Here is a 25,020-nt window from a genome sequence, read left to right on the forward strand (position 1 = left end):
CACCTGCCAGAGGGCTGCTCGTCGACACGATCATCGAGGAGAGTTCACGTGGGTATCCGGCTCATCGCCACCTTCACCGCTATCGTCACCGCCGCTGGGCTGCTGGTCTCACCGGCCGCGGCGAGGCACGCCCCAAAACCACCGGTGGTGACCTCCGGGAACGCCCGGTTTGAGGTTCTCTCCCCGGCCCTGATCCGGATGGAATACGCCGGCGACACGCGGTTTGTGGACGCGGCGACCTTCAACGCGATCGGGCGCGACAGTTTTTCGCGTACCGACTTCACCTCACAGACCAGCAATGGCTGGCTCACGATCCGCACGTCCGCGTTGACCTTGCGATACAAGGTCGGCTCTGGCCCGTACACGGCGAGCAACGTCTCGGTGGAACTGCGCAACGGCGCGCAGCAGGTGACCGCGCATCCCCTCTTCCCGGGCACCGCCGAATGTACGATCGGCGCGCTCTGTGAGGCGGAAAAGGCAGGTCTCAGCGGGGTTTCGGTGGCCACCGACCACACTGGATTCACCGGCACCGGTTTCGCGGCCGGCTTCGAGGACACCGGTGATTCGCTCAGTTACCGAACCACAGCGGCGACCACCGGCACGTACCTTTTTCGCGCCCGCTATGCGAACGCGCTCGGCGGCGACGGGCAAAGTGTCACTCGTACGCTGAGTGTGAGCGTCGACGGCGGCGCACCCAGTGCGCTCACTCTCCCGGTCACCGGGAGCTGGGACACTTGGGCGCTGGCCAACACCAATCTGATTCTTCCGGCCGGAGACCACACTGTCACCGTCGCCAAAGCAGCAAGCGATTCCGGCCATGTCAACCTCGACAGTCTTGCCGTCACCAGCGCGGACGCGCCCTATCCAGGGCCGGGCCAGCAGGCCCAGCCATGCCCGTACGGCACGGTTTGCGAGGCGGAGAAGGCAAACCTGACCGGCGGCGCCTCGCAGCAGAGCGACCACAACGACTTCTCCGGCGACGGGTTCGTCGCCGGGCTCACGCAGGCCGCGCGCCGCGCGCGGCCGTGCACCTGACCGGAGTGCCGGCGGCGGGAACGTACGCATTGCAGCTGCGATACGCGAACGCGCAGTCCGCTGCTCGTACGATCGCGGTAAACGAGGTGCCCGCCACGCTGCCACCCACCAGCAGCTGGGATTCCTGGCGGATCAGCAGCATTCCGGTCAACCTCCAGGCCGGCGACAACACGGTGACCATCGGCTGTCCCGACGCCGATTCCTGCCATCTCAACCTCGACACGGTGGCGGTCACCCGTACCGGTGCCGCGCTGCTCGCCCCACACGCGCCGCTTGGCGGATATCGGCGCAGCCTGGACGGCGTGAATGGCGCGGCACTGACCACGCCTGGCCTGCTCTACCAGGACGGCTGGTATTTGCTCGACGACACCACGTCCGCGATTTTCGACCCAGCGAGACAATCGGTGACAGCGCGGACGAATCACGGGGGCGAGCCTTACCAGGACGGTTATCTTTTCGCGTACGGGCAGGACTACAAGCGTGCATTGTCCGACCTGGCCACCCTGACCGGGCCGCCCAAACTGCTGCCGAGGTGGGCGTACGGGCTGTGGTATTCGAAGTATTACGACTACCACGAGGCTGACTACAAGACCATGCTCGCGAAATTCCGGTCCGAAGGCGTGCCACTGGACGTACTCGTCACCGACACGGACATCAAGTCGCCGGACACCTGGGACGGCTGGGAAATAGACCCGGCGAAATTCCCGAATCCTCAGGAGTTTTTCGACTGGTCCGCGTCCATGGGCCTGCACAACACCCTGAACATCCATCCCAGCGTACTCAGCTCCGATCCGCAGTTCGCCCAGGCGATGGCCACCGCAAAGGGAAAACTCACCAAACAGAATGCCAACTGCTACACCGACACGTCACACGCGGGCGACTGCTATGTCTTCGACTGGTCAGATCCTGACCAACTCGCCGCGTATCTCAACCTGCATCAGGGCATGGAAAGCCAGGGTGTCGACTTCTGGTGGCTGGACTGGTGTTGCGAGCCGTCGCAGTCCTCCGCGGCCGGCGTCACCCCGGATGCCTGGATCAACCAGCAATACGCCCATAACACGAGCAAGAACATCGGTCGAGGTTTCGCCTTCTCGCGCGCTTTCGGGTCGCTGCAGGCCGGTGGTTACAGCGGCCAGCAGGGGTTGCCGACCGGTCCGTGGGCCGACAAACGCACCACCGTCCACTTCACCGGTGACACGACTTCGTCATGGGACACCCTGAAATTCGAGGTCGGCTACACACCGGGCGAAGCCGCGTCCACTGGATTGTCGGCAACCAGCCATGACATCGGCGGCTTCAATGCCAACCAGTCGAATCTGCCGGACGACCTTTACGTGCGTTGGGCCCAGCTCGGCGCCTTCCAACCGATCTTCCGGTTCCACGGCAACCACAGCAATCGGCTGCCATGGGAGTACGGTGACGCGGCCCGGGCGGCCGTTGAGAAATTCCTGAATCTGCGGGAAAACCTGGTGCCGTACACATACAGCCTCGCGGCGGAGGCGAACCGTACCGGCGTGCCGATCGTCCGCCCGACCTACCTCGAATATCCCGGCCAGCCTGACGCGTACGCAGCGGCCGGCGGTGAGTATTTCTACGGCCCGAGCGTCCTCGTCGCGCCGACGACAACCCGCGGGCACCACCGCCACCACCTCGGTCTGGGTGCCGCCGGGTCAGTGGACCGACTACTTCACCGGCGTCACGTACACCGGGCCGTCCACAGTGGACATCAGCAGCACCTGGTCGACGATGCCGGTGCTCGTCAAGTCCGGCGGGATCTTGCCGCTGAGAACCGGAAACGTGACCAATGACGTACAGAATCCGCTGACCGCCGCCACTGTCAACGTCGCGGTCGGTGCCGATGGCGCGCGTTTTTCCCTTTATGAGGACGACGGTACGACGACGAACACCTCCGCCTACGCGACCACCGCTGTCACCTATGCCGACCACGGCCACCGACTGGCCATCGCGCCGTCGTCCGGCACCTTCGCCGGACAGGTCCAGCAGCGGACCTGGACCGTACAGTTCCAGAACGCTACCCCGCCGACCAGCGTGACGATCGACGGAAGGTCCACCAGCCAGTGGACCTGGTCGGCGAGCACCCGAACTCTGACGGTCAATGTCGGCAAGAAGTCAGTGCACGCGCCGACCCGTGGTGGTGGGTTACCGCTAGACGGTGTGGAGTTCACGCTGGGCGATGGCATGCTCGTCCGTACGGGAGTCATAGCGCCAAAAGTCGCGCAGCCACAGTGCGGTCACGCCCACGCCGACGCAGCAGAGCACGCCGCCGGACAGGATCGCGGACCGTACGCCGGTCAGGTCCGCCATCATGCCAGCGCGGGCCTCGCCACCGAGCGGCCCGATCGAGTAGGACAGCACCTCGATCCCGGCCAACCGGCCGCGTTTGGAGTCCGGGATGGTCTGGTTCCAGATCACCGAGCGGAACAGGCCGCTCATCATGTCCGCGCGCCACCCGCGACCGCGACCAGCACCAGCCAGATCGAGTTCGTCAGCGCGGCGACCGCGGTGGCGGCGCCCCAGGTCGCGGCGGCCAGCACCACCGCGCGGCCGTGGTGATGGACCCGGGAAGTCCAGCCGCTGGTCGCGGTGGCGAGCAGGCCGCCGACCGTACCGGCCGAGTAGAGCAGCCCCAACACACCGTCGGTTGTTTCAGCACTTCCGAGGCGTACGCAGGAAAAAAAAAAAGCACTACCGGTGAGGCCATCAGCATCGCGACCATGTCCACCAAGTACGTGCCGAGCAGGTCCTTTCGCCGGACCGCGTAACGGATGCCATCCACAATGGACGCCACCGACGGCGGCTGGCCCCCGTCAGTGACCGGGTAGCGCCGCAGGCCCGCGAAAAGAGCGGTCGCGGCGATCAGCCCAGCCACGTCGATCCCGAACGCCAGCGGCACCCCGACCTGCGCGATCACGATGCCGCCCAGGGCCGGACCGACCAACATCGACAGCTGTACGCCAAAAGACGACAACGCGACCGCCGCCGCCGGCAGCTGCGCGTGGCTGACCACCCGCGGCAGCAACGCCTCCCGGCTGGGCCGCTGCAGCGACGCGACGGCCGCCAACAGCGCGCCGAGGACATAGATGATCCAGACCTGCGGATGCGGCAACATTGCCGTTCCCGAGCAGGCCCACGGTCAGCAGCACCTGCCCGACCCCGGTGAGCACCAACATCGTCCGCCGGTCGACGTGATCGGCCAGCGCGCCGCCATAAAGACCGCAAACAATCAGTGGCAGCAACTCAATCAGCCCCAGCGCGCCGACCGCGAAGTTGGAGCCGGTCAGGTGGTAGAGCTGGAACGGCAGCGCCACATACGTGATCATGAAGCCGAAATAGAAAACCGTGCCGGCCGCGAACAGGATCCGGAAATCCCGGTCGCCGCGCAACGGGGTCACGTCCAGTCGCAGGGACGCCAACCGGCGCCGCCAACCAGGATTCTCGACTTGATCGTCTTCAGACACGTCGTCACATTTTCCTGGGCGACGGCCGGCCCGGCAAACGATTTACCAGCGTTAACGGCAGGTCGGTACCGAGACGAACCGGCCCACCGAGACGTAGCCGGCATACATCCAGCCGGTGACGGAGGTCGTGTTGTCCGTCGCGTAATACCAGAAGTTGTCCTCGTTGCCGTTGTTACAGTGCACGGTCAGCGAGTGGTTCGAGTAGCAACTTCCCAGCACCGCGCCATTGGGCCACGAGCTGCGAATGTTCGTGCCATCGGAGCACTGGCCCGGCACGTCCGGCGTGGACATCGGGCGAGCCACCGCGGCACTGGCCGGTGCCGCCGAGAAAATCGCACCGGCTATCGCCGCACCCGCCACCGCTACCAGCACCTTGTTACCCCACCAACACCGTCACCTCTTCGCTCGAATGAGAAACCGCCCGATTCAGGCGGTATTTCGAGCGTACTGAATGACAATTGTCACCCAAGCGGGCCGATTCGGTCCTAGTAACCGAAAACACATTTATCGCGCGGCGCGAGGTCCGAGCCGCTCAGGTGGCGTACAGATGCGATCGCGGTGCCGGCCACAACCACGGCGGCCGGCGCCCCGTCCACCTGTGCCGAACGGCACGAGTCAGGTCCCCAGCGAAGCCGCACGCTCCGCCCGGTGCCACAGCCACAGACAGCGTTGTTGGCTATTCCTCGATCGTGATGGCCTGGGAGGGGCAGATCATCGCCGCGTCCCGTACCGCCGCCGCGTACTCAGCGCCCGGCGATGCCTGCAGCAACACCACCAGGCCATCGTCCTCGTCCTGGTCGAAAACGGCCGGCTCGGTCATCACACACTGTCCCGATCCGATGCATTTGTCACGATCCACGATTATCTTCATGTTCTTCTCCTACCAGCTAACCGGAAGTTCGTGCACTCCATACACGATCATGTCGTGCTTGAACCGGATCCGCTCGGGCGGGATGGCCAGTTTCATGGTCGGGATCCGGCGGTAAAGGGTCCCGTAGACGACCTGCAACTCCACTCGGGGGCGAGCGGCTGCCCGAGGCACTGATGGATGCCGTACCCGAAAGCGACGTGCTGGCGGGCCGATCGGGCCAGGTCCAGCGCGTCCGGGTCGGCGAAGGCGTCCGGATCACGGTTCGCCGCGTCGCCGGCCACGATTATTACGCCCTCCCCGGCCCGAATCAACTGGCCGGCAACGGTCACGTCCTCGGTGGCGACCCGGCGCCGCCCACTCTGGGTGATCGTCAGGTAGCGCAACAGCTCTTCGACCGAGCTCTTGACCAGCGCCGGGTTCGGGTCCGTACGCAGCAGCGCCAGCTGGTCCGGGTTCTGCAGCAGCGCCGCGGTGCCCAGCCCAATCATGTTGGCGGTCGTCTCGTGGCCGGCGACCAGCAGCAGCCGGGCCATCCCGACGATCTCCTGCCGGGTCAGGGTCCCAGCGCGCAACTGCTGGACTACGAGCCGGCTGATCAGATCGTCGGCCGGCTCACGGTCCTTCGCGTCGACCAGCTCGGTCAGGTACGCGCCGAGTTCCTGGGTCGCCTGCAGCGCCTCTTCTTTGGTGGTGGCTGAAGAAATCAGCCGCCGACTCCAGCCTTGGAAACGGTCGTGGTCCTGGTACGGGACTCCGAGCAGCTGGCAGATCACCAGCGATGGAGCGGCAGTGCGAAATCCCGCACCAGGTCGGCCGACGAACCGTTCGCCAGCATGTCGTCGATCAGACCGTCCACAATGGACTGAATGGGCGCCCGCAGCGCCTCCATCTGGCGCATCGTGAAGCTGCTGATCAACATCCGGCGCAACCGGGAGTGCTCCGGGTCGTCCATGTTGATGAACGACCGGAAATGCTGGCGGCTGATCGAGCTCGCGACGCTCACGCTCGGATAGCCGGACAGTCGCGAGTCCGCGCTGAAGCGGCGGTCCGCCAACACCGCCCTCGCGTCCGCATAGCGGGTGACGAACCAGACCTCCTGGCCATCCCAGTTGCGTACCCGGCTGATCGGCTCAGTCTCCCGCAGCTGTCATAAGCCGGCGGTGGGTCGTACGGGCACTGCCGGCTCATCGGAAATGCGGGGGTCTCCTGAGTCTGCGTCATGGTGCCGCTCCTCCCGATTGGATAGTTAGCTTAGCTTAGCTTAGCTAACTAGCAGTCTGGGGGGGCAATCATGTGGTTTGTCAGACTCCGTTGGCGGCCGGAGTGCCTGCGGCGGGCCGCGTCCGATCACGTCGCCAGACCCGACCCAGTTGGCGGTCGGACCTACCGCCAATGACCGGGAACGGCCTGGCGGCCGGTGTAGTCGGCCATCGCGACACAGCAGAATGAGCCCATGACGGAACCGACGATCTTGGCTACCTCCGGCGGCTGGAGCCGCGGGTCTCGCTATCAGCTGACATACGGCCCACTGCTGCACCTCGCGCTGGAGCTGTCCGGCGTGGATGGCCGCCGGCCGAAGGTCTGCCACATCGGCACCGCCGGCGGAGACCAGCAGTTCTGGCTCGCCGCCGAGGACGAGGCGGCCGGCGGCTGGCCGGCGTCGAGGCGAGTCACCTGAACCTGTTCCCGATGCCGAACGTCGACGACATCGAGGCGCACCTGCTCGACCAGGACGTGATCTGGGTGAACGGCGGCAGCGTCGCGAACCTGCTGGCCGTCTGGCGCGTCCACGGCCTCGACGAGATCTTCCCGCGGGTCTGGCAGGCCGGCGTCGTCCTCGGCGGAGTCTCGGCGGGCTCGCTGTGCTGGCACATCGGCGGCACCACCGACTCGTACGGCCCGGACCTGCGGCCAGTCACCAACGGCCTCGCCATGCTCCCGTACTCGAATGGCGTGCACTACGACAGCGAGAAACAGCGCCGTCCGCTCTTCCAGAAACTGATCGCTGACGGCACGCTGCCAGCCGGCTACGCCACCGACGACGGAGTGGGGCTGCTCTACCGCGGGACGATTTTCGTCGAAGCACTCACCGAGGTCCCCGACCGAGGCGCCTACTTCGTCGAACCCACCGGCGACGGCACCGCCACTGAGACCGCTCTGCCCGTACGGCTGCTCCCCTCACCCTCCTGACCGTCGCTCTCGCTGCACAATCGGATTCCGATTGTGCAGGTCTACCTAGTAGTACTTTGTTAGGTTCGTAGAATTTGGTGGCAGGTAATGGCATGCGCCGGCCCAGGTGGCGAGGATGTGCTGGATTTCTCGTATTATTTGGTAAAGGGTTGGGGGTGGGCCGGCGCTGGTGCTTTTGGGTTGGTGAGCCTGGTTTTGGTGATGAACAGGTGTGCCGCGCTGGTGAGGGTGACGTGGTGGTGCCAGCCGAGCCAGGATCGTCCTTCGAAGTGGTCGAGGCCGAGTCCGGTTTTGAGTTCTCTGTAGTCGTGTTCGATGCGCCAGCGGATTTTTGCGAGTTGCACGAGGGTTTTCGGTCGGGTGCTGGGGTGGAGGTTGGATAGCCAGTATTTTGTGGGTTCTTCTTCTTTTGGGGGCCATTCGGCGATCATCCAGGTGATCGGTAGTGTGCCGTCCGATTGACGGGGGATGTGGCGGTTGGCGGGTCGGACTTGGATGATGACGTACCGGGAACGAAGTGGACCGATGGTGCCTTTGCGCCAGGTGATCGTCTGCGCGGCCTGGGTTGAGGCACGTATCGCGTGTTGCTTGAGGCTGAGGGGTTTGGTGCGGTAGCGGGCTGTCGGCGGGCGACCGGACCCGGAATAGGGCGGCATATCGGGTTCGGTGTCCACGGCGTGCGCGCCGGTGTCACCTTTGACGCCGACGACATAAGACAATCCACGGTCGGTCAGTGCCGTGCGAAAATCGCCGCAGTCACCGTAGCCGGGGTCCGCGCATATCACGCCGGGGCGCAGGCCCCATTTCGTTGTTTCGTCGATCATTTCCAGTGCCATCCGCCATTTTTCCCGGTGTCGTTCGGTTGCCGGGATTTTTTCGCCGCGGCTCGTCGCACCGCGACCGCCTCGGCATCACCGTCGTCGGCGAGTGAGTCGTCCCAGCGCTCAGGCACGAACAAGCGCCAGTTCACGGGTACCGACGCCACGTCGGTGGCCAGGTGAAGGCTGGGCGCGACCTGGCAGTTCCCGACCTTGCCCAGGCTGCCGCTGTACTGCCGCGCCACACACGGGGAATGCTTGCCGTCCTTAGGAAACCCGGTGTCGTCCACGACCCACGCCACCGGGTCGACCAACTCCTGGGCGAGCCGCGCGATTCGCGCGCGAACCGGCTCCACCGGCCAGGTCGAGGACGACACGAACTGCTGAATCTGCTGGTAGTCCACGCCGACCCGCTCCGCCATCGGCCACATCGACTTACGCCGACCATCGGTCAACACGCCACGCAGATACGCGCCCGCTTTCACCCGCTGATCCGAACGCGGCAACGCGCCAAAAACATCCAGCACGTACCGCTCAAGATCCTGACGAATCCCGCGCTTCAGGTTCATGCCACACATTGTCCCGAATAACAACAAAAACTCCGACTCGACACGCCGAAACAACCTAACAAAGTACTACTAGGGTGCGGCGCGAAACTGTCGTACCGACGTGAAATTTTGAGCCCCCGCCCTTTCAGAAGGGTGGGGGGGTGGGTGGCGGGTTTTCATTACGCAAGTTGACGCGCGCGCGAGATAAGCGCGCGCTCAGGCGTCGACGGTGTGGCCGTCAAACCAGCGGAAGGCTGCCCAAATAGCGAACGCGGCCGCGGACTGGGGATCCACGGCCGCGCACACTGATGCCATCGACCCGGTGGGGTTAGAAGGGTCGCTGGCGGGATTCGATCTGCTGGATCAACTGGGTACGGTCAGCGCCAGTCGCCTTGGACTGCAGCTGCGCGTTCCCAGCGGCGCAATACTTGTCGGTGTTCGGGAAAGTGCCGTCCACCAGGAATGCCGTCGCGATGTTCGCCGCACAGGTGTTCGGAGTGAGCAAATAGACGCCGTGGCCGCCCTGGTTGACGGTGACCAACCGCGCTCGATTTCCGAGCGAGGCACGCATTTGTACGCCACCTGAGTAAATCGTCGCCGGGTCCCGCAGGTTCTGCAGCACCAGGATGTTCGACGGCCCGTTCGAGGTGATCGGCACCAGCGGCTCGGTCGGCGCCTTCGGCCAGAACGCGCATGGCCAGACGTTGCCCGCCATCGCGCCGGAGACGGGGAAAAGTCGGGCGTCGTGTTTGCTGTCGGCCTGATATTGCGGCAGCGACTTCGGCCAGGTCGTGTCACCGCACAGCACGCCGAGCAGCACCACGGCGCTCGAATCATCCGGAGCGGCGTCGAACACCGACGCTATTTTCGCTGCTTTCACCACGTCGGCTTTGTCAACAGACTGCCAAAGCTGAGCCAACGCGGAGAAATTCGCGTCATTGTAGAGCGCGCCACGGGTCGTACCACGGAAAAGGTTACCGGTCATGCTCGGTTGCGGATGCGCGTCCAGCTTCGCGGCCAACCGGAAATACGTCGCTCGTACGGCGTCAGAGGTGGCGCCCAATCCGTAGGTCGCGTTCTGAGCCGCCGCCCACTTGGTGAAATCCGGGAACCGGATCTCGGTCGACGGGCCCCAGGCGCGGAACTCGTTGCGCCAGATCATTTGCGACCCGACCGAGCTGTCCAGGATGATCCGGTCAGTGTGGGTCGCGAAAAGCGACGATAAACCGCGCCAAGATACGTCCCGTACGAATAGCCGAGGTAGGAGATTTTCGGCTCCCCCAGGCCCATCCGGATCTGGTCCATGTCGCGAGCGGTATTCGCGGTGGTGATGTAGGGCAGCTGCGCGCCACTGTGATCGAAACACTGCTGCACCACTTGCCGCTGGGACGCGACCTGCGCGGCGAACCCGTCCGGGCTCGGGTACGGGATCAGGTTCTGCTGCTGTTGCGCACTGAGTCCGCAGGTCAGCGGGTTGCTATGACCAAGGCCGCGGGGATCGAAGCCAATCAGGTCGTACGACTGCAGGACGCTCGCCGGCATCAGCGAGCCGAAGACCAGCGGCAGGTCCAGGCCGGGACCGCCGGGACCGCCCGGGTTGAGGAGCATCACGCCCCGGCGCTTGGCCTTGTCGGTGGCTGTCAGTTTGGAAACCGCCACGTTTATGTGCGGTCCGCTGGGCCTTTTGTAGTCCAGCGGAACGGAAATCGTCCCGCACTGCAGGGCGGCCGCGCCAGGTTCGGCGGCGATGTCGGGCGGGCAGGCGCCCCACTGGATGGTCGGGGCCGCGGCGGTCACCGGCGCGGCCAGCGCCGGAGCCGCGATGAGGCCGGTCGCGGACACCGCGATCAGCACCGCCGCGAGAACTCCGGCCGGTCGTTTCTTTCGCATGTATTGCTCCCATCGGGGGACATTCATGGCCCTCTTACACTTTCGGTCCAGGACGGTCATTGCGTCCTTCGCGGGGATGAGCTGATCTCGTGCCCACGATTTAGGGGCGTAGTCAGGGAAACGCCGTAGGTGACCAGGCATTTTCCTTTTGCCGCTTTTGTCCGGCATTTCGTGACCGTCGGCGAAGTGGCCCAGGGTGCCGTACGGTGAGGGCCGTGCGAATCCATCAGGAAATGGGATCGGCGGCTGCCCAGCTCGCGACATCACTGACCGACGCGCAACGCGCCGAGATGTGTCGTCCGCTGACCGACGAGGACCTGCGCCGCGACTGGACGTACGTCCCGGCCGACCGGGCCGGGCTGACCTTCGCGGACCTAAATCGCGCCCAGCGCAAGGGAGTCCACCGGCTGCTGGCCACCGCGCTGAGCCCGCACGCGTACGCGCAGGCCGCCAGCATCATGGCGTTGGAGGACGTGCTTGACCTGCGCGAGGGTGGCGCCCGCGGTCGACACAACACCGACTACTGGACAGTTTTCTTTGGCGATCCGCAAAAAGACGACGCCTGGGGCTGGCGGTTCGAGGGCCATCACGTGTCGGTCAACGTGACCGTCGTGGGCGACCAGGTCGCTGTCAGCCCGTGTTTCCTGGGCTCCAACCCGGCGGTCATCGACTACCGCGGCACGGCGGTCATCGCGCCGCTCACCCAGGAAGCGCAGTTGCCTCGGGAGCTGCTGGCCGCGATGGGCGCCGACTGCCGGTCCACCGCGATCGTCGCCGACGCGGCGCCGTGGGACATCCGTACGAGCGACTCGCCGCGCGTCGGCGGCGCCGCCGCGATCGAGCCGGTGGGCGTCAGCGGGGCGAAGCTGCCCGGTGCCGCCGCGGAACTGTTGCGCCGACTGGTCGATCTCTATGTCGACCGACTTCCGGCCGTACTAGCCGCCGATCGGCGCCCTGACCTGAATGAGCTGCAGTTCGCCTGGGAAGGTCCTCTGGAGCCCGGCCAGGGCCACTACTATCGTTTGCAGGCGCCGAATTTCCTGGTCGAATACGACAACACGCAGAACGACGCGAACCACATCCACAGCGTCTGCCGCTTTCCGACCGCCGACTTCGGCGACGACATCCTCGCCGCCCACTACGCGACCCACGACCACTAGTCACCGTCGCCCTTGCCAGTGCCCGTGAAGACCCTGCGGAGCAGCGAGCGGGGGCCAGGATGGGTACGGTTTGGCCATGCCGCTGCCGTTCAGAAGTGCCCTGGTCACCGGGGCGAGTTCGGGGATCGGGGCCGCGATGGCCCAGCTGTTGGCCGGGGTCGGCGTCGACCTGGTGCTGGTCGCGCGGTCCGCCGAAAAGCTCGAAACACTCGCCGCCGAGCTGCGCGAAGGGCACGGCGTCAGCGTGGACGTACTCCCCGCCGACCTCAGCGACCCAGCCGGAATGAAGAAGGTCGAAACCCGGCTGGCGGACGACTCGCGGCCGCTGGATTTGCTGGTCAACAACGCGGCCGGCGGGATGTTCGGCAAGTTCGCCGAACTGGACGCGGACGACTCGACCCGGCTGGTCACCCTGAACGCGATCGCGCCGATGCGGCTGACCCGGGCCGCGCTGCCCGGGATGATCCAGCGCGAACGCGGCTGGGTGTTGATCGTCTCGTCGCTGGGCGCGCTGCAACCGGCCCCGCTCTTCGCGGTTTACACGGCCACCAAGGCTTTCCTGACCAACTTCTCGGAGTCGGTACACGAGGAGGTACGTGACTCGTCGGTGGTCGTGACGGTCGCGATGCCCGGCTTCACCAAGACCGCGATGGGCGACCAAACCGGCGTCGCGGACTCCGGCGCCGGCGCGTTGTTGTGGGACAGTCCGGAAAACGTGGCCCGGATCGCGCTCACCGCGTGCGCGCTCGGCCGGGCCACCATCGTGCCGGGCACACTCAACTCGGCGATCGCGACCACCAGCAAGCTCAGCCCACGCGGGCTGATGCGGCGGCTGTCCGGGATGACCACTGGGCGGATGAGCGCGAACTCCTGAGTCGCGGCGTACGTTTGTCGGCGTGACGACTTCTCTTTCGCACCAGCTGACGGTCGTACGCGCCGGGACGGTCGACTACGTCCAGGCGTGGGAGCGTCAGAAGGAACTGCACGCCGCTCGGGTGGCCGGCGAGATCCCGGACACCGTGCTGCTGCTGGAACATCCAGCGGTCTACACGGCCGGCAAGCGCACCGAGGCCTGGGAGCGGCCGGCCGGTGACACGCCTGTGGTGGACGTGGACCGGGGCGGCAAGATCACCTGGCACGGGCCGGGCCAGCTGGTCGGCTACCCGATCGTGAAGCTGCCCGACCCGGTGGACGTGATCGCGTTCGTCCGCCGGATGGAGCTGATGTTGATCGACATCTGCGCGACCGTTGGCGTGACCGGCGTACAGGTCGAAGGCCGCAGCGGCGTCTGGGTGCCGGCCGACGACCGCGGCCCGGACCGCAAAGTCGCGGCCATCGGGCTGCGGATCGCCAAGGGCGTGACCATGCACGGTTTCGCGATCAACTGCGACGCCGACCTGGCCGCGTTCACCACGTTCGTCCCCTGCGGCATCACCGACGCAGGTGTCACGTCGTTGACTCAGGAACTCGGCGCCCGGGTGCCGGTCGAAGAGGTCATCGCCGTTACCGAGGCCGCTCTCCCCCAGCTCCTCACCCAGCCTTAGCCGACCGGAGGCAGGTCTTGGGGCTCTCGTGATACTCAGCGTGATGTCGGCTCGTCGAGTGCGGCACAATGTCCCGCACTCGATGTCGAGTGCGGGACTTTGTACGGCGGTCGATGAGCTGAGGAACTAACAGTTTCGCGCCGCACCGGCTGTTTTCGGCGGTCAGATCTGTGGACGGATCTCGGACGCGATGAGGTCCAGCTGGTCGAGATCTGACAGGTCCAGAACCTGCAGGTAGAACCGGGTGACCCCAGCGGCCACGAAGGCGCCGAGTTTGTCGACGATCTCGGCGGGCGAGCCACAGAGGGCGTTTGCCTTCAGGTCGGAGACCTCCCGGCCGGTGGCGGCGGCCCGCCGTGCGACGGTGGCCTCGTCCTTGCCGATCGCGACGGTGTTCGCGTACGACAGGACCAGCGCGTCCTTGTCCCGGCCAGCGGCAACGAGGGCGTCGCGTACGACGTCGAACTGCGCGGTGGTCGCGTCGATGTCCCGGAAGGCCACGTTGAACTCGTCCGCGTATTTGGCCGCGAGAGCCGGAGTCTTCTTCTTCCCGGCGCCGCCGATGATGATGGGCGGCCGCGGTGACTGTGCCGGCTTGGGCAGCCCAGGCGAGTCGACGAGCTGGTAGTGCTTGCCGTCGAAGTTGTACGTCTCTCCCGCCGGCGTCGCCCACATGCCAGTGATCAGCTCGAGCTGCTCAGCGAACCGCTCGAACCGCTCGCCGAGGGCCGGAAACGGCAGGCCGAAAGCCTGGTGCTCCTGCTCGAACCAGCCCGACCCCAGCCCGAACTCGACCCGGCCGCCGGACATCTGGTCGACTTGGGCGACTTGGACGGCCAGCACCGCCGGATGCCGGAAGGTCGCCGAGGTGACCAGCGTGCCGAGCCGGATGCGGGAGGTCTCGCGGGCCAGCCCGGCGAGCGAGGTCCAGGCGTCGGACGGCCCGGGCAGCCCGGAGATGGGACCCATCTTGTGGAAATGGTCGGAGCGGAAGAACGCGTCGAAGCCGTTCTCCTCGGTCTTCTTGGCAACGGCCAGCAGGTCGTCGTAGCTGGCGCCCTGCTGGGGCTCGGTGAAAATGCGCAGACTGATAGCCATGACCAAGATCCTATTCACGCCATTGACCTGCGATCATCCCGCCATGGGACGCGCCGCCGCGCGGCGTCCCGGCGTACAGATGAGGGCGACACGCCGAGAGGGTGCCGGCGGTCGTGGGCCAGCCGGCGGGAATGTCGGTGGGGACGGCTAGCGTGCCTCGCATGGGCCTTGACCTGACCGCGCCAACCAGTTCGCTCGCCGCCGCCGCGGTGGAGCTGACCCGCCTGTTGCCGGGCCGGATCACCGAGCCGGTGCTGGCCGGCGTGCTGGTACGGGCAGACCGCTCTGGCGTCCGGCTCGCCGGCACCGACCGCGAGCGGTTCGCCGACGTGTCGACCGGCGCGACCACGCACACCGAGGGCACCGTGCTGGTGCCGGCCCGGCCACTCGCGGACACCTTGCGGGCGCTGCAGGATCCCGAAGTGCGGCTGGTGACCGAGGGCTCGCGGCTGGCCATCCGTACGCCGTCGGCTCGTTTTGCCTTGCCGCTGCTGGAAATCGCCATTCATCCGGGCATCCCGGCGGCACCCCGACTGCAGGGCACGGTCCGTGGCGACGCTTTCGGGGCGCTGTTGGCCGCGGTGGCCGGCGCCGCGTCGACCGAGGACGCGCTGCCGATCTTCACCGGGGTGCGGATCCACAGCGACGGCGACCGCCTGCGGGTGCTGGCCACCGATCGCTACCGGCTGTCCGTCGGCCACGTGCCGTGGGAGCCGGCCACGCCGGAAGCGTCGATCGACGTGCTGGCGCCGGCCGGGATGTTGGTCGACGCGGCCCGCCGGCTGGCGTCGACCGACGAGGCGAGCGTGCACGCCGACGGCGACCGGATCGCGTTGCGCTGGGGCGGCACCAGCGTGTCAACCGTGCTGCTGGCCGGCCAATATCCGGACCAGCAACTGGCCAAACTGCTGGACACCAAGGTCGAGTGCACGATCCAGGCGGAGACCGACGAGCTGGCCGCGGCGGTACGACGCGCGACCCTCTATTCGGGCGCGAGCGGCAGCGTCACGCTGACGACCAGAGACTCCGGCGTCACGGTCACCGGCCACGACCCGCTGGCCGGCGAGTCGGAGGAGACGATCAAGGCCGAGGTGACCGGCAACCACCTGACCACCAGCTTCCGGGCCCGCTACCTCACCGACGCACTGCGCGCCTTCACCGGCGCCCCGGTCCTGGTGCGGCTCCAGTCCGGGATGGCCGCCACCGCGATCACTGCCCCCCCCCCGCCGACGACGCCCGCATGGAGCTCATCCACCTCGTCAAACCGATGCTCCCGCCGGCCCACTGACCTCCACGACCGAGCGGAGATCAGCACCAGACGAGGCGGACGTTCTCGGGCTCGGGGAAGAGGCGTCGCACACTATCGGCCGTGCTGAGCCGCGCCATTCCGCCGGCAATCAGGTCGACGAGCACCTCGGTCTGCTCGTCCTCGAGGTCCTCGTCCACATAACGAAACTCCAGCCCCCACCCGACGATCGCGGCGTCCGTGAGCCGGTCACCGGCCAGCTCCAGGGCACAGATCGCGAACCGGCGCGGCGCGCTGTCGGTCACCAGTTTGCTGAGCAGCAGCTCAGGCATCTCCACCAGCGGCCAACCATGCCGGAGGAACTCCAGATCATCCAGTCTCCTGAGCCCCGACATGATGATTCCCTTCCCACCCGGTACGCTGTGCGCGCAATGTTAGCGAGAAAGTTTCTCCATAACAAGCTCAGGAAACTGCTGGAAACCCCAGGAGTTCACCTGAAAGGATGTACGACGTGCCCCCGCTGTCCGATCCTCGGATGATCAAGATCCAGCTCGGCATCGAGCTCCGCCAGCTCCGCGAGGACGCCGGGTTCACCGCCGCCGAAGCGGCGGTCGCGCTCAGCGGCCAGCCACCGAAGATCAGCAAGATCGAGAGCGGCAAGCAGGCCATCACGCCCGACGAGGTCATGATCCTCACCGAGCTGTACGACACTCCTCTCAGCCGCCGCACATACCTTGCCGATCTGGCCGGCAAAATCCCCAAACGCAATCGGCGAGCGGCATGCATCGCGACGCCGTGCCGGACTGGTTTCAACGATTTTTGGCACTCGAATCCGACGCCACGACGATGCGGCTCTACGAGGTCGAGATGGTCACCGGACTTCTACAGACCAAGAACTACGCGCGAGCGGTTCTGCTGGCATGGGAACCAGCGGCGGATCCCCGATTGGTCGATCGGCAGGTCGAAACACGGATGCGACGCCAGGAGGTTCTTACTCGCGAGCCTGACCCGATTCAACTGCATGTCGTGTTGAGCGAGGCGGCACTTCACCGCGTGCTCGGCAGTCCCGAAATCATGCGCGAACAGCTAGAACATCTCATCCAGATCTCGCACCTGCCGAACGTCTTCCTGCAGGTCCTTCCGTTCGCCAACCCGAGCGGGATCACGGTGTCCTCGACAGTTACGTTGATGCATCTGGCCGAACAGCGGCTCTCGACCGTCTACCTCGAAGACCTTCGGTGCGACGTACTTATGGGAACCGGAGCAATACACCCGCTATAGCGTCATATTCGACCGTCTACGGTTCGCAGCCCTTACGAGCGGCGACTCACGTGCGTTGATCGATAGAATGAAGGCCGCACACATGTAGTCGATGCGCGAAGAGGCCTTCTCGATGATGACCACGGATTTCTCCGGCGCTGCGTGGCGAAAGTCCGCTCGAAGTCAAGGCAACGGAGGTCAGTGTGTGGAGGTCGCCCAAGCACTACACGTGATCGGGCTGCGGGATTCGAAAGACCCGGACGGTGGCGTGCTGGCCGTCAGTCGTACGACCTTCACCGACTTCCTCACCGCGGTGAAGGCTAACCAACTGCACTGACCCCGGCACCGTACGACGGAGTCCTGCCAGCCTGCGCGAACTCGACGTTTTCGTCGTGGACAGCGGCGTCTTGACGACGAAAACGTCGGGTTCGCGACGGGGCTGACGGGCGACGTAGAGTGCTGGGGTGACGAGTGTGCAGCCTGATGGGCGCAAGATGCTTCGACTGGAAGTGCGCCAACGCGCAGACCCCGATCGAACGCAAGCCGCCATGGATCAAGATCAAGGCCAAGATGGGTCCGGAATACACCGAGCTGAAGGGCCTGGTGAAACGGGAAGGGCTGCACACGGTCTGCGAAGAGGCCGGCTGCCCGAACATCTTCGAGTGTTGGGAAGATCGCGAGGCGACCTTTCTGATCGGCGGCGACCAGTGCACCCGGCGCTGCGACTTCTGCCAGATCGACACCGGCAAGCCGGCCGCGCTGGACCGGGACGAGCCGCGTCGGGTGGCCGCGAGCGTACAGGCGATGGGCCTTCGGTATGCGACCGTCACCGGTGTCGCGCGTGACGACCTGGAAGACGGCGGCGCGTGGCTCTACGCCGAGACCGTACGGCTGATCCACGAGGTCAACCCGGGCACCGGCGTCGAGCTGCTGATCCCCGACTTCAACAACGACCCCGACCAGTTGGCCGAGGTCTTCGGCTCGCGGCCGGAGGTGCTCGCGCACAACATCGAGACGGTGCCGCGGATCTTCAAGCGGATCCGGCCGGGCTTTCGCTATCAGCGTTCGCTCGACGTGATCACCAACGCCCGCGCCGATGGCCTGGTCACCAAGTCGAACCTGATCCTGGGCATGGGCGAGGAATATGACGAGGTCGTCGAGGCCATGCAGGACCTGCACGACGCCGGCTGCGAACTGCTGACGATCACCCAATATCTGCGTCCGTCCGTGCGTCACCACCCGGTCGACCGCTGGGTGAAGCCGGAGGAGTTCGTGTCGCTGCGCGACGAGGCCGAGAAGATCGGCTTCGCCGGCGTCATGTCCGGGCCGTTGGTCCGGTCTTCTTACCGCGCGGGCCGCTTGTACGCGCAGGCCGTCACCAAACGCGGCGCGACTCCCTGCCAGCAAACCTGGCCCACCTCGCCGCCGCCGCGAGCGCCGCCGGCCCCGCCGCCCAGGAGGCCAGCTCCCTACTGTCCCGCTGACCCCCGTTCTGGCAGTGTGGGGGTCAGCGGGTTCGAGTCCCGCGCTGCTGCGATACGCATCGATGATCTCCTGGTTGTCTGTCAGTCGTTGATGGGTTCCCGTTGTTGATGATCATCGACGGGCCCGGACGCGGATTCGACGACTCTGCTCGTCGACACAGACCTGCGGAAAAGGCCGAACGTGATGAGGCTGGCGGTGGCGAGCACCCACACGCCCATCCCGCCGTACAGCGTGACCATGCCGAATCCTCGGGCGAGCGCCGAAGGCACCAGGCCTCCAGTCGGGTCCAGGAGTGTCAGTTGCGGGAACGTGTGGTGCAACGCCACTGGATCGTCGCCGTTCGCCACGTGGGTGGCCAACGCCCGAACCTGCTGTCCAGGCAGTTTTCCGGCCAGCCGTTCCCGCAGACTGTCCAGGATCCCCACCGACAACAGGAGCCCCATCACGGAGATGTTCACGGCCAGCGTCACCAATCGGGCGCTCATGTCGATCCCGGACGCCATGCCCGACCGGTTGCTGGGCACCGAGGCTGTGGTGGTGTTGGTGACCGGAGTGGAGGTCAGCCCGAGCCCGATGCCGCTCAGCAGCAGGCCGGGCAGGATCGTCAGCCAGCTTGGATGGTCGATACCACTGCCGAGGTTGAGCAGGAGAAATCCGCCGCCGATGACGTACAGACCCAGCGGGATGATCACTGACGGCCGATACTTCAGCGCCAGCCGCTCAGCGATAGGCGGCAGCACCAGGGTGGGAAGTGTGAACGCGAGCAACACCACGGCCGCTGTGCCTACGTCGTAGCCGAGGCCGTGTTGTAGGTAGATCGGCAGATAGATGATCAGTGGCCAGAAACTGAAGTTCATGCCCACGCACCCCAGCAGAGCGCCGGAGAACGCGCGAATCCGGAACAGCGAGAACTGGAACATTGCCTGCTTGCCGGTCGTCTCCACGATGACGAAGGCGACGAAAAACGCGACGGACAGCCCAAGGACCGCCAGTTCCACCGGGCTGACAAAACCGAGGTCGGCCCCCTGGGTGATGTAGAAGGTCAGTCCTAGGACCGCGAGGCTGAGTGTGCCGATCCCGCGGATGTCCAGCCGCCTGGCCTCGGGGTCACGGGACTCGCGGACGCCGAGCGCGAGCAGTACGAGCGTGACCGCGGCAACGAACACGGGGACGAGGAAGACCCAGCGCCAGTTCAACACCGCGACGAGGCCGCCGCCTACGACCGGCCCGAAGCCGAGTCCGAAGCCGAACACCAGACCCCACGTCCCGAAGGCCCGGGAGCGCTGCCGCCCCTCCCGGAACTGGTGCGAGAGGATCGCCACATGGCAGATGAGCATGGCGCCGCCGCTCAGGCCCTGCAGCGACCGGCCCAGGATCAGCACAGCGATGTTCGGGGCGAACCCGCAGAGCAGTGACGTGACGCCGAACGCGGCGACGGTGATCGCGAACACCCGTTTGCGGCCGTACCGGTCCGCGAGGACACCGGTCGCCACCAGGACGGTGACGCACGCGATGGTGTACGAGTTCATGATCCATTGCAGGTCGGCGAAGCCACCGTGCAACACGCTGCCAAGGGTCGGCAGGATCACCGGGACGCTGGAGATCTCCAGGCCAAACATGAGCCCGGCAAGACAGATGGCGGTAAGTGCCATCCCGTTCCGGATACGAGAGGGAGCGGTCATGGCAAAGATCGTCGCCGCATTCGCTGCCCAACGGAATGGGAATCCAGCGGCATCCCGCCACTTTAGGCTTGGGATCGAGGCTATAATTATCCCTGTGCCTGTGAATCAACGACCAGTGCTCGATGTGACCGACAATGCCATCCTCCAGCTCCTGCAGCACGACGGGCGGATGACCACCGCGGAGCTGGCGCGGGCGATCTCCATGTCCGCCTCCTCCACCGCGGACCGGGTGCGGCGCCTGACCGACCAGGGCGTCATTCAGGGCTACCGGGCCGTCGTCGACTCCGTCGCCCTTGGATACCCACTGACCGCGTTCATTCGCCTCCGGATGACCAACCCGGCCGGCAAGGTTTTTCTACGACCTGTTGAACGGCACTCCGCAGGTCCTGGAGGCGCATTACATCACCGGCGAGGACTGCTTCCTGCTGAAGCTGATCGCCCGGTCGATGCCTGACCTTGAGCGTGTCACCGCAAAGTTCCTCACGTTCGGACAGGTGACGAGCAACCTCGCGTACAGCAGCCCGGTGCGAGATCGCCCACTTCCGCCCAGCGCGGACGAAGGCGACGAGGCCTCCATTCTGGGCGATCAGCATGTCCCCATGCCGGGTATGTAGTCAGCAGAACGACCTACCTCGGGCCGCGCGGGCCGTTCGGGCGGGACGAATTCAGGCGGCGCGGGCGGCGGGTACGCCGAACCAGCTGTCGAGGGCTTCGGCGAGCCCCCCGTCGAGCCGCCGTCCGGAGATACCCACGCGACATAGCCATCCGGGCGTACGAGCATTCCGGCAGCGCCGAAGCACGTCTCGACCCGATCTTCGTAGCCAGACAACGAAAACGGGCCAACCAGCAAGCCCCCTGCCGGACGTGAGAGACCGCGAAGGGGCGAAGCGCCCCACCAGCGAGTCATCGGAAGGCGAATAGTCGATCTCGGTGCCGTTGGCCAGCGCGATGAAATGCCGCTTAACCCCAGGGGTCGGGAAAACTTCGGAAAGCACGTCACGCAGCGCGTCGACCTGCGGGCCGGGACGCATCAAGGCAACCTGCGCACGAGTGTTCCGCAGCACCCACTCCCCGACCCGGTGCCGCTCGGTCGTGTACGTGTCGAGCAGCGCATCAGAAGCCATGCCTCGTACGACGAGACCAAGTTTCCAACCGAGGTTCATCGCGTCCTGCAGCCCGAGGTTGAGGCCCTGCCCGCCAATCGGCGAATGCACGTGTGCCGCGTCGCCGGCCAGCAGAATCCGGCCGAGGCGGTAAGTCGCTGCCTGCCGCGTGTTGTCGCTGTAGCGAACCCCGCCATCGAAGCTGGTCAACACCACGCCCGGGTTCCCGCTCGCCCGGCGGATGCTGTCCTGCATCTCTCGCGGCCGTCAGCGGCGCGTGCCGGTCCGCGGGCCCGCCGGTGAACTCGATGGTCGCGATCTCCCCTGGCACCATCGACAGGTTCACCAGACCGCCGGGACTACGCAGGCTCGACTTGATCATGCTGGGATCCGCGAGGGTTGCCGCTGCCGTACGCCCGGTCATGGTCGCGTCCGTCCCAACAAAGTCAATGCCAGCGCTCTTGCGCACCACACTGCGGCCGCCATCGCATCCGACCAGATAAGACGCTCGTACGGATCGACCATCAGCCAGCATCGCCGTCACCGAAGTGCCGTCGTCGATCACGTCGACGACCTCACAACCCGACCAGATGCGTACGCCCAACTGCTCCGCCCGCTCAGCCAGCACCTGTTCCAGCAAATGCTGCTGCAGCAAGAACCCTCGGCCGACGGCTGGGGTGTCGCTCACCAGCGGCAAACCAGCGAAATGCCCTCTTGCTTTGCCTTCCTCCATCATCTTCAGCAGGCCATCGACGACATCCTCATCATCGCTGCCGCGGGACACCGCCAGCCGGCCGAACATCGCCCGCTGCGCGTCCCCCACCGGCCCATCCAGCCCGCGCAGGGCCAGCGACTGCCCACTGCGTCCGTTGATGCCACGCATCCCGAAACTGCGCCGCCTCCGTGCCGCGCCATCCGCGGCCGCCTCCAGCACCAAAGGTTCCGCCCCGGCCAGCTTCAGCTCGCTGGCCAGCAACAACCCGGTCGGTCCGCCACCAATCACCAATATGTCAGTCATTGTCCCACTACTTACTTACGCTGTATGCTTACGACGTAAGTATTACACATACGGTGTAAGTTACGTCAAGGTCAAGAGCGGAGAAGATGCGATGCCCAGGCGCGAGCTGAACCGCGAGAAGGTCCTTGACGCAGCCCTGGAGTTGGCCAGCGAGGAAGGTCTCGACGGTCTTTCCATGCGCAAACTCGCGAAGAAACTCGGCGTCGAGGCGATGTCGCTCTACAACCACGTCGCCAACAAGACCGACATCCTCGACGGCATCGCTGAGCGCGCGTACACCAGCATCGAGCGCGCGCGGACCCGTCGCTGCCGTGGCCTGAGCGACTCAAGGTGACGGCACTGGCCATGTACAAGACGCTCAAGAAACATCCCATCGTGCCAATGGCGGTGGCCAAAGACCGGGCCAACCCGACCTCGACGGCGGCCCTGCTGCCACTGGACGACATGGTCGGCGCGCTCTTTGAGGCCGGCCTCGACGAAGTGCAGGCCAGGCAGGTGCTGTCGGCGCTGAACGGCCTCGTGTTCGGGTCACTGATGTTGGCGACCGCCGGCTTCGACCGGGAGTTCAGCACGCGAGCCGAGGCCGAGCAGCTCAAGCCGTACCGCACCAAGGTCGACAGGACCCTCATCCCCGAAACTTCAGCCGGCTCTTCGACGCGATCGAGAACGCCGACCCCGAACGCGATCTGGAGGCCGCACTGGACCTGCTGATCAGTGGCCTGGTGACGCGTACGACTTCATGAGACGAGTCACGAACGGTTACGGCGGCGTCACCCGCCTGCAACACTGGCAGGCCAGGCTGGCAGCATGTCCAGGTAGATAAGGCGCCACCAACCGCTCGGAGTCCGGCATGGCATCTGCACTCGGCGACGTCCTCTTGTGGTCAATCGGTCGACTGCTCCCGCACGGCGGGCAGCGGACGGCACGGCGTAATGCCTGGGTTGCCATGAGCGAGGGAGCCGCCAGGGCCCGGCAACGCCGGGAGGCCGAGACCGCCTTCACATCGGCCGGTGCAGACGCGGGGCGACAGCTCCTTTAACCTCGCCGTATGGCTGAGGTGTGTCTACCCACCGGTAATCGCCCTCGGGCGTACGTTTTTCCGCTATCTGGGTCTGCGGTTCGACCTGCAGGGCACCGAGAACGTGCCAGCCAGCGGCGGCGCGGTGATGGCCATCAACCACGTCGGCTACCTCGACTTCACCTTCGCGGGCCTCGCCGCCCTGCCGTCCAAACGGCTGTTCGGTTCATGGCCAAGGACTCGGTTTTCCGGCACCGGGTGTCCGGACCGTTGATGCGCGGCATGAAACACATCCCGGTCGATCGCGAAGCCGGCGCCGCCTCCTTCCGGGCTGCGTTTGACCGCTGAAGGCCGGCGAGATCGTCGGTGTCTTCCCGGAAGCGACGATCTCCCAGTCGTTTGAGCTGAAGGACTTCAAGTCCGGCACCGTACGAATGGCCCGCTCGGCCAAGGTGCCGATCCTGCCGACCGTCATCTGGGGCTCACAGCGGGTCTGGACCAAGGGCCGCAAACGCGACTTCGGCCGCCACAAGTATGCGTTGACTGTCGCGATCGGCGAGCCGATGGATGTACCGAAAGGCGTCGATCCGGAAGTCATCAACGACGAGCTGCGCCGTCGGATGACCGAGTTGCTGCACCAAGTTCAGGACTCATATCCGGACAAACCGCGCGATGAGGACGACAAGTGGTGGCTGCCCGCCCGCCTCGGCGGCACTGCCCCAACGCTGGAAGTCGCCACCAAACTCGACGCCGACGAAGCCGACGAGCGTGCCCGCAAGCGCGCCGGTCAGGCCGCCGACTAGCGGCCTGGCCGCCTGACGCTCGGAAGACCCGTTGTTACTAGACTGGCCGCATGGCAAGGGATCCCGACAAGCCGACTATCCGCGCGCGCATCAACACCTTCCGCGAGCGCGCGGGGATGATCTGGCAGGTTTTCACCATCACCCGCAAGCGGGACAAGCTGCTGGTGCCGCTGATGCTCGGCGCCTTCCTGGCGCCGATCCTGATCGCGGCGATCGTCAGCCTGTTCATCGGCTACTGGGGTCAGAGCATGCCGCTGGGCGTCGCGCTCGGCGCGCTGGCCGGCATGGTCATCTTCACCCGGCGGGCCACCAAGGCGCAGTATGACTCGATGGCCGGGCAGCCCGGCGCCGCGCTCGGGGTCATCCAGCAAATGCGCGGCGGCTGGATCTCGTCGGAGACGCCCGTCCAGTTCAACGCCCACCAGGACATGATTCACCGGGTGCTCGGCAAGCCCGGTGTGGTGCTGGTCGGCGAGGGCAACACGAACCGGCTGAAGCACCTGTTCAGCCAGGAGATGAAGCGGGTCTCGCGCGTCACTGGCGGGATCGAGATCTACCGCGTGGTGGTCGGCTCCGAGGAGGGGCAGGTCCCGCTGGACAAGTTGCAGCGACATTTCCTGAAGCTGCCGCGGAACCTCACCGGGAAACAGGTCACCGCCCTGCAGAAGCGGATGGTCGCCATTTCCGGCCCGAACATGCCGATCCCGAAGGGCCCGATGCCCAAGGGCGCCCGGATGCCCAAGAGCGCCCGCTCCCCCCGGACCTAGAGCGG

The 25,020-nt window shown here is 65.9% G+C and carries 28 protein-coding genes and 7 pseudogenes; 19 read left to right on the forward strand and 16 right to left on the reverse strand.

Going from position 1 to position 25,020, the window contains the following annotated elements:
* Window positions 1–147 precede the first annotated feature (147 nt).
* The 3 genes and pseudogenes from GNX96_RS50605 to GNX96_RS63080 form a co-directional block, all read left to right on the forward strand.
* Entirely contained in the window at window positions 148–1,035 is an 888-nt protein-coding gene (locus GNX96_RS50605; protein ID WP_279580006.1) for a CBM35 domain-containing protein, read from the forward strand.
* A gap of 404 nt (window positions 1,036–1,439) precedes the next feature.
* On the forward strand, window positions 1,440–2,843 hold the full coding sequence (locus tag GNX96_RS50610; protein ID WP_390623971.1) for a TIM-barrel domain-containing protein: 1,404 nt from the start codon (window positions 1,440–1,442) through the stop codon (window positions 2,841–2,843).
* Window positions 2,737–3,003: pseudogene (locus tag GNX96_RS63080) on the forward strand (DUF5110 domain-containing protein); the annotation flags it as partial. The gene GNX96_RS50610 and the pseudogene GNX96_RS63080, both read left to right, overlap by 107 nt.
* On the opposite strand, the gene GNX96_RS50615 reads toward GNX96_RS63080, so the two are convergent.
* The 8 genes and pseudogenes from GNX96_RS50615 to GNX96_RS60985 form a co-directional block, all read right to left on the reverse strand.
* Window positions 2,970–3,152, reverse strand: coding sequence for a hypothetical protein (locus GNX96_RS50615; protein WP_279579955.1), 183 nt, complete (start codon window positions 3,150–3,152; stop codon window positions 2,970–2,972). The pseudogene GNX96_RS63080 and the gene GNX96_RS50615 sit on opposite strands and share 34 nt — an antisense overlap.
* 49 nt (window positions 3,153–3,201) lie before the next feature.
* The gene (locus GNX96_RS50620) at window positions 3,202–3,489 is read right to left on the reverse strand and encodes a hypothetical protein (RefSeq protein ID WP_279579956.1); all 288 of its coding nucleotides are present in this window, start codon (window positions 3,487–3,489) and stop codon (window positions 3,202–3,204) included.
* Window positions 3,489–3,686, reverse strand: a complete 198-nt coding sequence (locus GNX96_RS50625) for a hypothetical protein (protein WP_279579957.1) — start codon at window positions 3,684–3,686, stop codon at window positions 3,489–3,491. Before GNX96_RS50625 ends, GNX96_RS50620 begins: the two co-directional genes overlap by 1 nt.
* Before the next feature lie 53 nt (window positions 3,687–3,739).
* Window positions 3,740–4,165 (reverse strand): annotated as a pseudogene (locus GNX96_RS63085) (MFS transporter); the annotation flags it as partial.
* Window positions 4,166–4,565: 400 nt separating this feature from the next.
* Window positions 4,566–4,886 (reverse strand): SH3 domain-containing protein, encoded by a 321-nt coding sequence (locus GNX96_RS10595; RefSeq protein ID WP_163567949.1) that lies wholly within the window; start codon window positions 4,884–4,886, stop codon window positions 4,566–4,568.
* A gap of 304 nt (window positions 4,887–5,190) precedes the next feature.
* Entirely contained in the window at window positions 5,191–5,385 is a 195-nt protein-coding gene (locus tag GNX96_RS10600; RefSeq protein ID WP_163567950.1) for a ferredoxin, read from the reverse strand.
* Between the two features lie 92 nt (window positions 5,386–5,477).
* Window positions 5,478–6,158, reverse strand: a complete 681-nt coding sequence (locus GNX96_RS60980; RefSeq protein ID WP_313885622.1) for a cytochrome P450 — start codon at window positions 6,156–6,158, stop codon at window positions 5,478–5,480.
* Window positions 6,155–6,439, reverse strand: a complete 285-nt coding sequence (locus GNX96_RS60985; RefSeq protein WP_313885624.1) for a cytochrome P450 family protein — start codon at window positions 6,437–6,439, stop codon at window positions 6,155–6,157. Before GNX96_RS60985 ends, GNX96_RS60980 begins: the two co-directional genes overlap by 4 nt.
* A 399-nt stretch (window positions 6,440–6,838) precedes the next feature.
* Between GNX96_RS60985 and GNX96_RS50635 the strand changes: the two genes are divergently transcribed.
* Together GNX96_RS50635 and GNX96_RS10610 are read left to right on the forward strand one after the other, a co-directional pair.
* The gene (locus GNX96_RS50635; RefSeq protein WP_279579959.1) at window positions 6,839–7,063 is read left to right on the forward strand and encodes a hypothetical protein; all 225 of its coding nucleotides are present in this window, start codon (window positions 6,839–6,841) and stop codon (window positions 7,061–7,063) included.
* A gap of 11 nt (window positions 7,064–7,074) precedes the next feature.
* Window positions 7,075–7,575, forward strand: coding sequence for a Type 1 glutamine amidotransferase-like domain-containing protein (locus tag GNX96_RS10610; protein ID WP_279579960.1), 501 nt, complete (start codon window positions 7,075–7,077; stop codon window positions 7,573–7,575).
* 134 nt (window positions 7,576–7,709) lie between these two features.
* Here the strand turns inward: GNX96_RS10610 and GNX96_RS10615 are convergent.
* From GNX96_RS10615 to GNX96_RS10625, 3 genes and pseudogenes are all read right to left on the reverse strand, one after another.
* A pseudogene (locus tag GNX96_RS10615) lies at window positions 7,710–8,962 on the reverse strand (IS701 family transposase).
* A gap of 307 nt (window positions 8,963–9,269) precedes the next feature.
* Window positions 9,270–10,103: an alpha/beta hydrolase gene (locus GNX96_RS10620; protein WP_163567951.1), complete on the reverse strand. Its 834-nt coding sequence runs from the start codon at window positions 10,101–10,103 to the stop codon at window positions 9,270–9,272.
* Window positions 10,100–10,831, reverse strand: a complete 732-nt coding sequence (locus GNX96_RS10625) for an alpha/beta fold hydrolase (protein ID WP_163567952.1) — start codon at window positions 10,829–10,831, stop codon at window positions 10,100–10,102. The genes GNX96_RS10620 and GNX96_RS10625 overlap by 4 nt, the downstream gene beginning before the upstream one ends.
* 215 nt (window positions 10,832–11,046) lie before the next feature.
* Here GNX96_RS10625 and GNX96_RS10630 point away from each other — a divergent pair, with 215 nt between their 5' ends.
* The 3 genes from GNX96_RS10630 to lipB all read left to right on the forward strand — a co-directional run bounded on the left by GNX96_RS10630 (window position 11,047) and on the right by lipB (window position 13,535).
* The gene (locus GNX96_RS10630) at window positions 11,047–11,991 is read left to right on the forward strand and encodes a DUF3500 domain-containing protein (protein WP_279579961.1); all 945 of its coding nucleotides are present in this window, start codon (window positions 11,047–11,049) and stop codon (window positions 11,989–11,991) included.
* 76 nt (window positions 11,992–12,067) lie between these two features.
* Complete coding sequence (locus GNX96_RS10635; RefSeq protein ID WP_163567953.1) at window positions 12,068–12,865, forward strand: SDR family NAD(P)-dependent oxidoreductase; 798 nt, start codon at window positions 12,068–12,070, stop codon at window positions 12,863–12,865.
* 22 nt (window positions 12,866–12,887) lie between these two features.
* Window positions 12,888–13,535 (forward strand): lipoyl(octanoyl) transferase LipB, encoded by a 648-nt coding sequence (lipB, locus tag GNX96_RS10640; RefSeq protein ID WP_163567954.1) that lies wholly within the window; start codon window positions 12,888–12,890, stop codon window positions 13,533–13,535.
* 162 nt (window positions 13,536–13,697) lie between these two features.
* Here lipB and GNX96_RS10645 read toward each other — a convergent pair whose 3' ends face one another.
* Window positions 13,698–14,627, reverse strand: a complete 930-nt coding sequence (locus tag GNX96_RS10645) for an LLM class F420-dependent oxidoreductase (protein ID WP_163568047.1) — start codon at window positions 14,625–14,627, stop codon at window positions 13,698–13,700.
* A 167-nt stretch (window positions 14,628–14,794) separates the two neighbouring features.
* Between GNX96_RS10645 and dnaN the strand changes: the two genes are divergently transcribed.
* Window positions 14,795–16,009, forward strand: a complete 1,215-nt coding sequence (gene dnaN, locus GNX96_RS10650; protein WP_279579962.1) for a DNA polymerase III subunit beta — start codon at window positions 14,795–14,797, stop codon at window positions 16,007–16,009.
* Here dnaN and GNX96_RS10655 read toward each other — a convergent pair.
* Entirely contained in the window at window positions 15,942–16,274 is a 333-nt protein-coding gene (locus GNX96_RS10655; protein WP_163567955.1) for a hypothetical protein, read from the reverse strand. The two genes, dnaN and GNX96_RS10655, sit on opposite strands and share 68 nt — an antisense overlap.
* 140 nt (window positions 16,275–16,414) lie before the next feature.
* On the opposite strand from GNX96_RS10655, the pseudogene GNX96_RS50640 reads away from it, so the two are divergent.
* From GNX96_RS50640 to lipA, 4 genes and pseudogenes are all read left to right on the forward strand, one after another.
* Window positions 16,415–16,594, forward strand: a pseudogene (locus GNX96_RS50640) (helix-turn-helix domain-containing protein); the annotation flags it as partial.
* A 152-nt stretch (window positions 16,595–16,746) separates the two neighbouring features.
* The gene (locus GNX96_RS50645) at window positions 16,747–17,160 is read left to right on the forward strand and encodes a DUF5753 domain-containing protein (protein ID WP_279579963.1); all 414 of its coding nucleotides are present in this window, start codon (window positions 16,747–16,749) and stop codon (window positions 17,158–17,160) included.
* Window positions 17,161–17,251: 91 nt separating this feature from the next.
* A complete protein-coding gene (locus GNX96_RS10665; protein WP_279579964.1) occupies window positions 17,252–17,476 on the forward strand; it encodes a DUF397 domain-containing protein in 225 nt (74 codons plus the stop codon).
* A gap of 157 nt (window positions 17,477–17,633) precedes the next feature.
* A pseudogene (gene lipA / locus GNX96_RS10670) lies at window positions 17,634–18,623 on the forward strand (lipoyl synthase).
* Between the two features lie 81 nt (window positions 18,624–18,704).
* On the opposite strand, the gene GNX96_RS10675 reads toward lipA, so the two are convergent.
* Window positions 18,705–20,276, reverse strand: coding sequence for an MFS transporter (locus GNX96_RS10675; protein ID WP_279579965.1), 1,572 nt, complete (start codon window positions 20,274–20,276; stop codon window positions 18,705–18,707).
* Window positions 20,277–20,475: 199 nt separating this feature from the next.
* Between GNX96_RS10675 and GNX96_RS50650 the strand changes: the two genes are divergently transcribed.
* Both GNX96_RS50650 and GNX96_RS50655 read left to right on the forward strand, forming a co-directional pair.
* A complete protein-coding gene (locus GNX96_RS50650) occupies window positions 20,476–20,760 on the forward strand; it encodes an Lrp/AsnC family transcriptional regulator (protein WP_279580007.1) in 285 nt (94 codons plus the stop codon).
* The gene (locus GNX96_RS50655; protein WP_279579966.1) at window positions 20,672–20,920 is read left to right on the forward strand and encodes an Lrp/AsnC ligand binding domain-containing protein; all 249 of its coding nucleotides are present in this window, start codon (window positions 20,672–20,674) and stop codon (window positions 20,918–20,920) included. Before GNX96_RS50650 ends, GNX96_RS50655 begins: the two co-directional genes overlap by 89 nt.
* A 51-nt stretch (window positions 20,921–20,971) precedes the next feature.
* Here GNX96_RS50655 and GNX96_RS10685 read toward each other — a convergent pair whose 3' ends face one another.
* Window positions 20,972–21,664 (reverse strand): FAD-dependent monooxygenase, encoded by a 693-nt coding sequence (locus GNX96_RS10685; RefSeq protein WP_163567957.1) that lies wholly within the window; start codon window positions 21,662–21,664, stop codon window positions 20,972–20,974.
* Between the two features lie 151 nt (window positions 21,665–21,815).
* A pseudogene (locus GNX96_RS50660) lies at window positions 21,816–22,427 on the reverse strand (FAD-dependent monooxygenase); the annotation flags it as partial.
* Window positions 22,428–22,518: 91 nt separating this feature from the next.
* Here GNX96_RS50660 and GNX96_RS10695 point away from each other — a divergent pair.
* From GNX96_RS10695 to GNX96_RS10710, 4 genes and pseudogenes are all read left to right on the forward strand, one after another.
* On the forward strand, window positions 22,519–22,761 hold the full coding sequence (locus GNX96_RS10695) for a TetR family transcriptional regulator (RefSeq protein ID WP_163567959.1): 243 nt from the start codon (window positions 22,519–22,521) through the stop codon (window positions 22,759–22,761).
* Window positions 22,758–23,138, forward strand: a complete 381-nt coding sequence (locus GNX96_RS10700; RefSeq protein WP_163567960.1) for a hypothetical protein — start codon at window positions 22,758–22,760, stop codon at window positions 23,136–23,138. The genes GNX96_RS10695 and GNX96_RS10700 overlap by 4 nt, the downstream gene beginning before the upstream one ends.
* A 341-nt stretch (window positions 23,139–23,479) precedes the next feature.
* Window positions 23,480–24,248: pseudogene (locus GNX96_RS10705) on the forward strand (lysophospholipid acyltransferase family protein).
* 50 nt (window positions 24,249–24,298) lie between these two features.
* Window positions 24,299–25,015 (forward strand): DUF4191 domain-containing protein, encoded by a 717-nt coding sequence (locus GNX96_RS10710; RefSeq protein ID WP_163567961.1) that lies wholly within the window; start codon window positions 24,299–24,301, stop codon window positions 25,013–25,015.
* The last annotated feature ends 5 nt before the right edge of the window (window positions 25,016–25,020 follow it).

It is taken from the genome of Fodinicola feengrottensis (genome assembly GCF_010993775.1).
Classification (GTDB): Bacteria; Actinomycetota; Actinomycetes; order Mycobacteriales; family HKI-0501; genus Fodinicola; species Fodinicola feengrottensis.

What these genes read in the sequence shown, in the direction of transcription:
- GNX96_RS50620 (WP_279579956.1), bottom strand. Translation starts at nt 3,489, where the DNA reads ATGAGCGGCCTGTTCCGCTCGGTGATCTGGAACCAGACCATCCCGGAC.
- GNX96_RS10600 (WP_163567950.1), bottom strand. Translation starts at nt 5,385, where the DNA reads ATGAAGATAATCGTGGATCGTGACAAATGCATCGGATCGGGACAGTGT.
- GNX96_RS50635 (WP_279579959.1), top strand. Translation starts at nt 6,839, where the DNA reads ATGACGGAACCGACGATCTTGGCTACCTCCGGCGGCTGGAGCCGCGGG.
- GNX96_RS10610 (WP_279579960.1), top strand. Translation starts at nt 7,075, where the DNA reads ATGCCGAACGTCGACGACATCGAGGCGCACCTGCTCGACCAGGACGTG.
- GNX96_RS10620 (WP_163567951.1), bottom strand. Translation starts at nt 10,103, where the DNA reads ATGATCTGGCGCAACGAGTTCCGCGCCTGGGGCCCGTCGACCGAGATC.
- GNX96_RS10625 (WP_163567952.1), bottom strand. Translation starts at nt 10,831, where the DNA reads ATGCGAAAGAAACGACCGGCCGGAGTTCTCGCGGCGGTGCTGATCGCG.
- GNX96_RS10635 (WP_163567953.1), top strand. Translation starts at nt 12,068, where the DNA reads ATGCCGCTGCCGTTCAGAAGTGCCCTGGTCACCGGGGCGAGTTCGGGG.
- dnaN (WP_279579962.1), top strand. Translation starts at nt 14,795, where the DNA reads ATGGGCCTTGACCTGACCGCGCCAACCAGTTCGCTCGCCGCCGCCGCG.
- GNX96_RS10655 (WP_163567955.1), bottom strand. Translation starts at nt 16,274, where the DNA reads ATGTCGGGGCTCAGGAGACTGGATGATCTGGAGTTCCTCCGGCATGGT.
- GNX96_RS50645 (WP_279579963.1), top strand. Translation starts at nt 16,747, where the DNA reads ATGGTCACCGGACTTCTACAGACCAAGAACTACGCGCGAGCGGTTCTG.
- GNX96_RS10665 (WP_279579964.1), top strand. Translation starts at nt 17,252, where the DNA reads ATGCGCGAAGAGGCCTTCTCGATGATGACCACGGATTTCTCCGGCGCT.
- GNX96_RS10675 (WP_279579965.1), bottom strand. Translation starts at nt 20,276, where the DNA reads ATGGCACTTACCGCCATCTGTCTTGCCGGGCTCATGTTTGGCCTGGAG.
- GNX96_RS50650 (WP_279580007.1), top strand. Translation starts at nt 20,476, where the DNA reads ATGACCACCGCGGAGCTGGCGCGGGCGATCTCCATGTCCGCCTCCTCC.
- GNX96_RS10685 (WP_163567957.1), bottom strand. Translation starts at nt 21,664, where the DNA reads ATGCAGGACAGCATCCGCCGGGCGAGCGGGAACCCGGGCGTGGTGTTG.
- GNX96_RS10695 (WP_163567959.1), top strand. Translation starts at nt 22,519, where the DNA reads ATGCCCAGGCGCGAGCTGAACCGCGAGAAGGTCCTTGACGCAGCCCTG.
- GNX96_RS10710 (WP_163567961.1), top strand. Translation starts at nt 24,299, where the DNA reads ATGGCAAGGGATCCCGACAAGCCGACTATCCGCGCGCGCATCAACACC.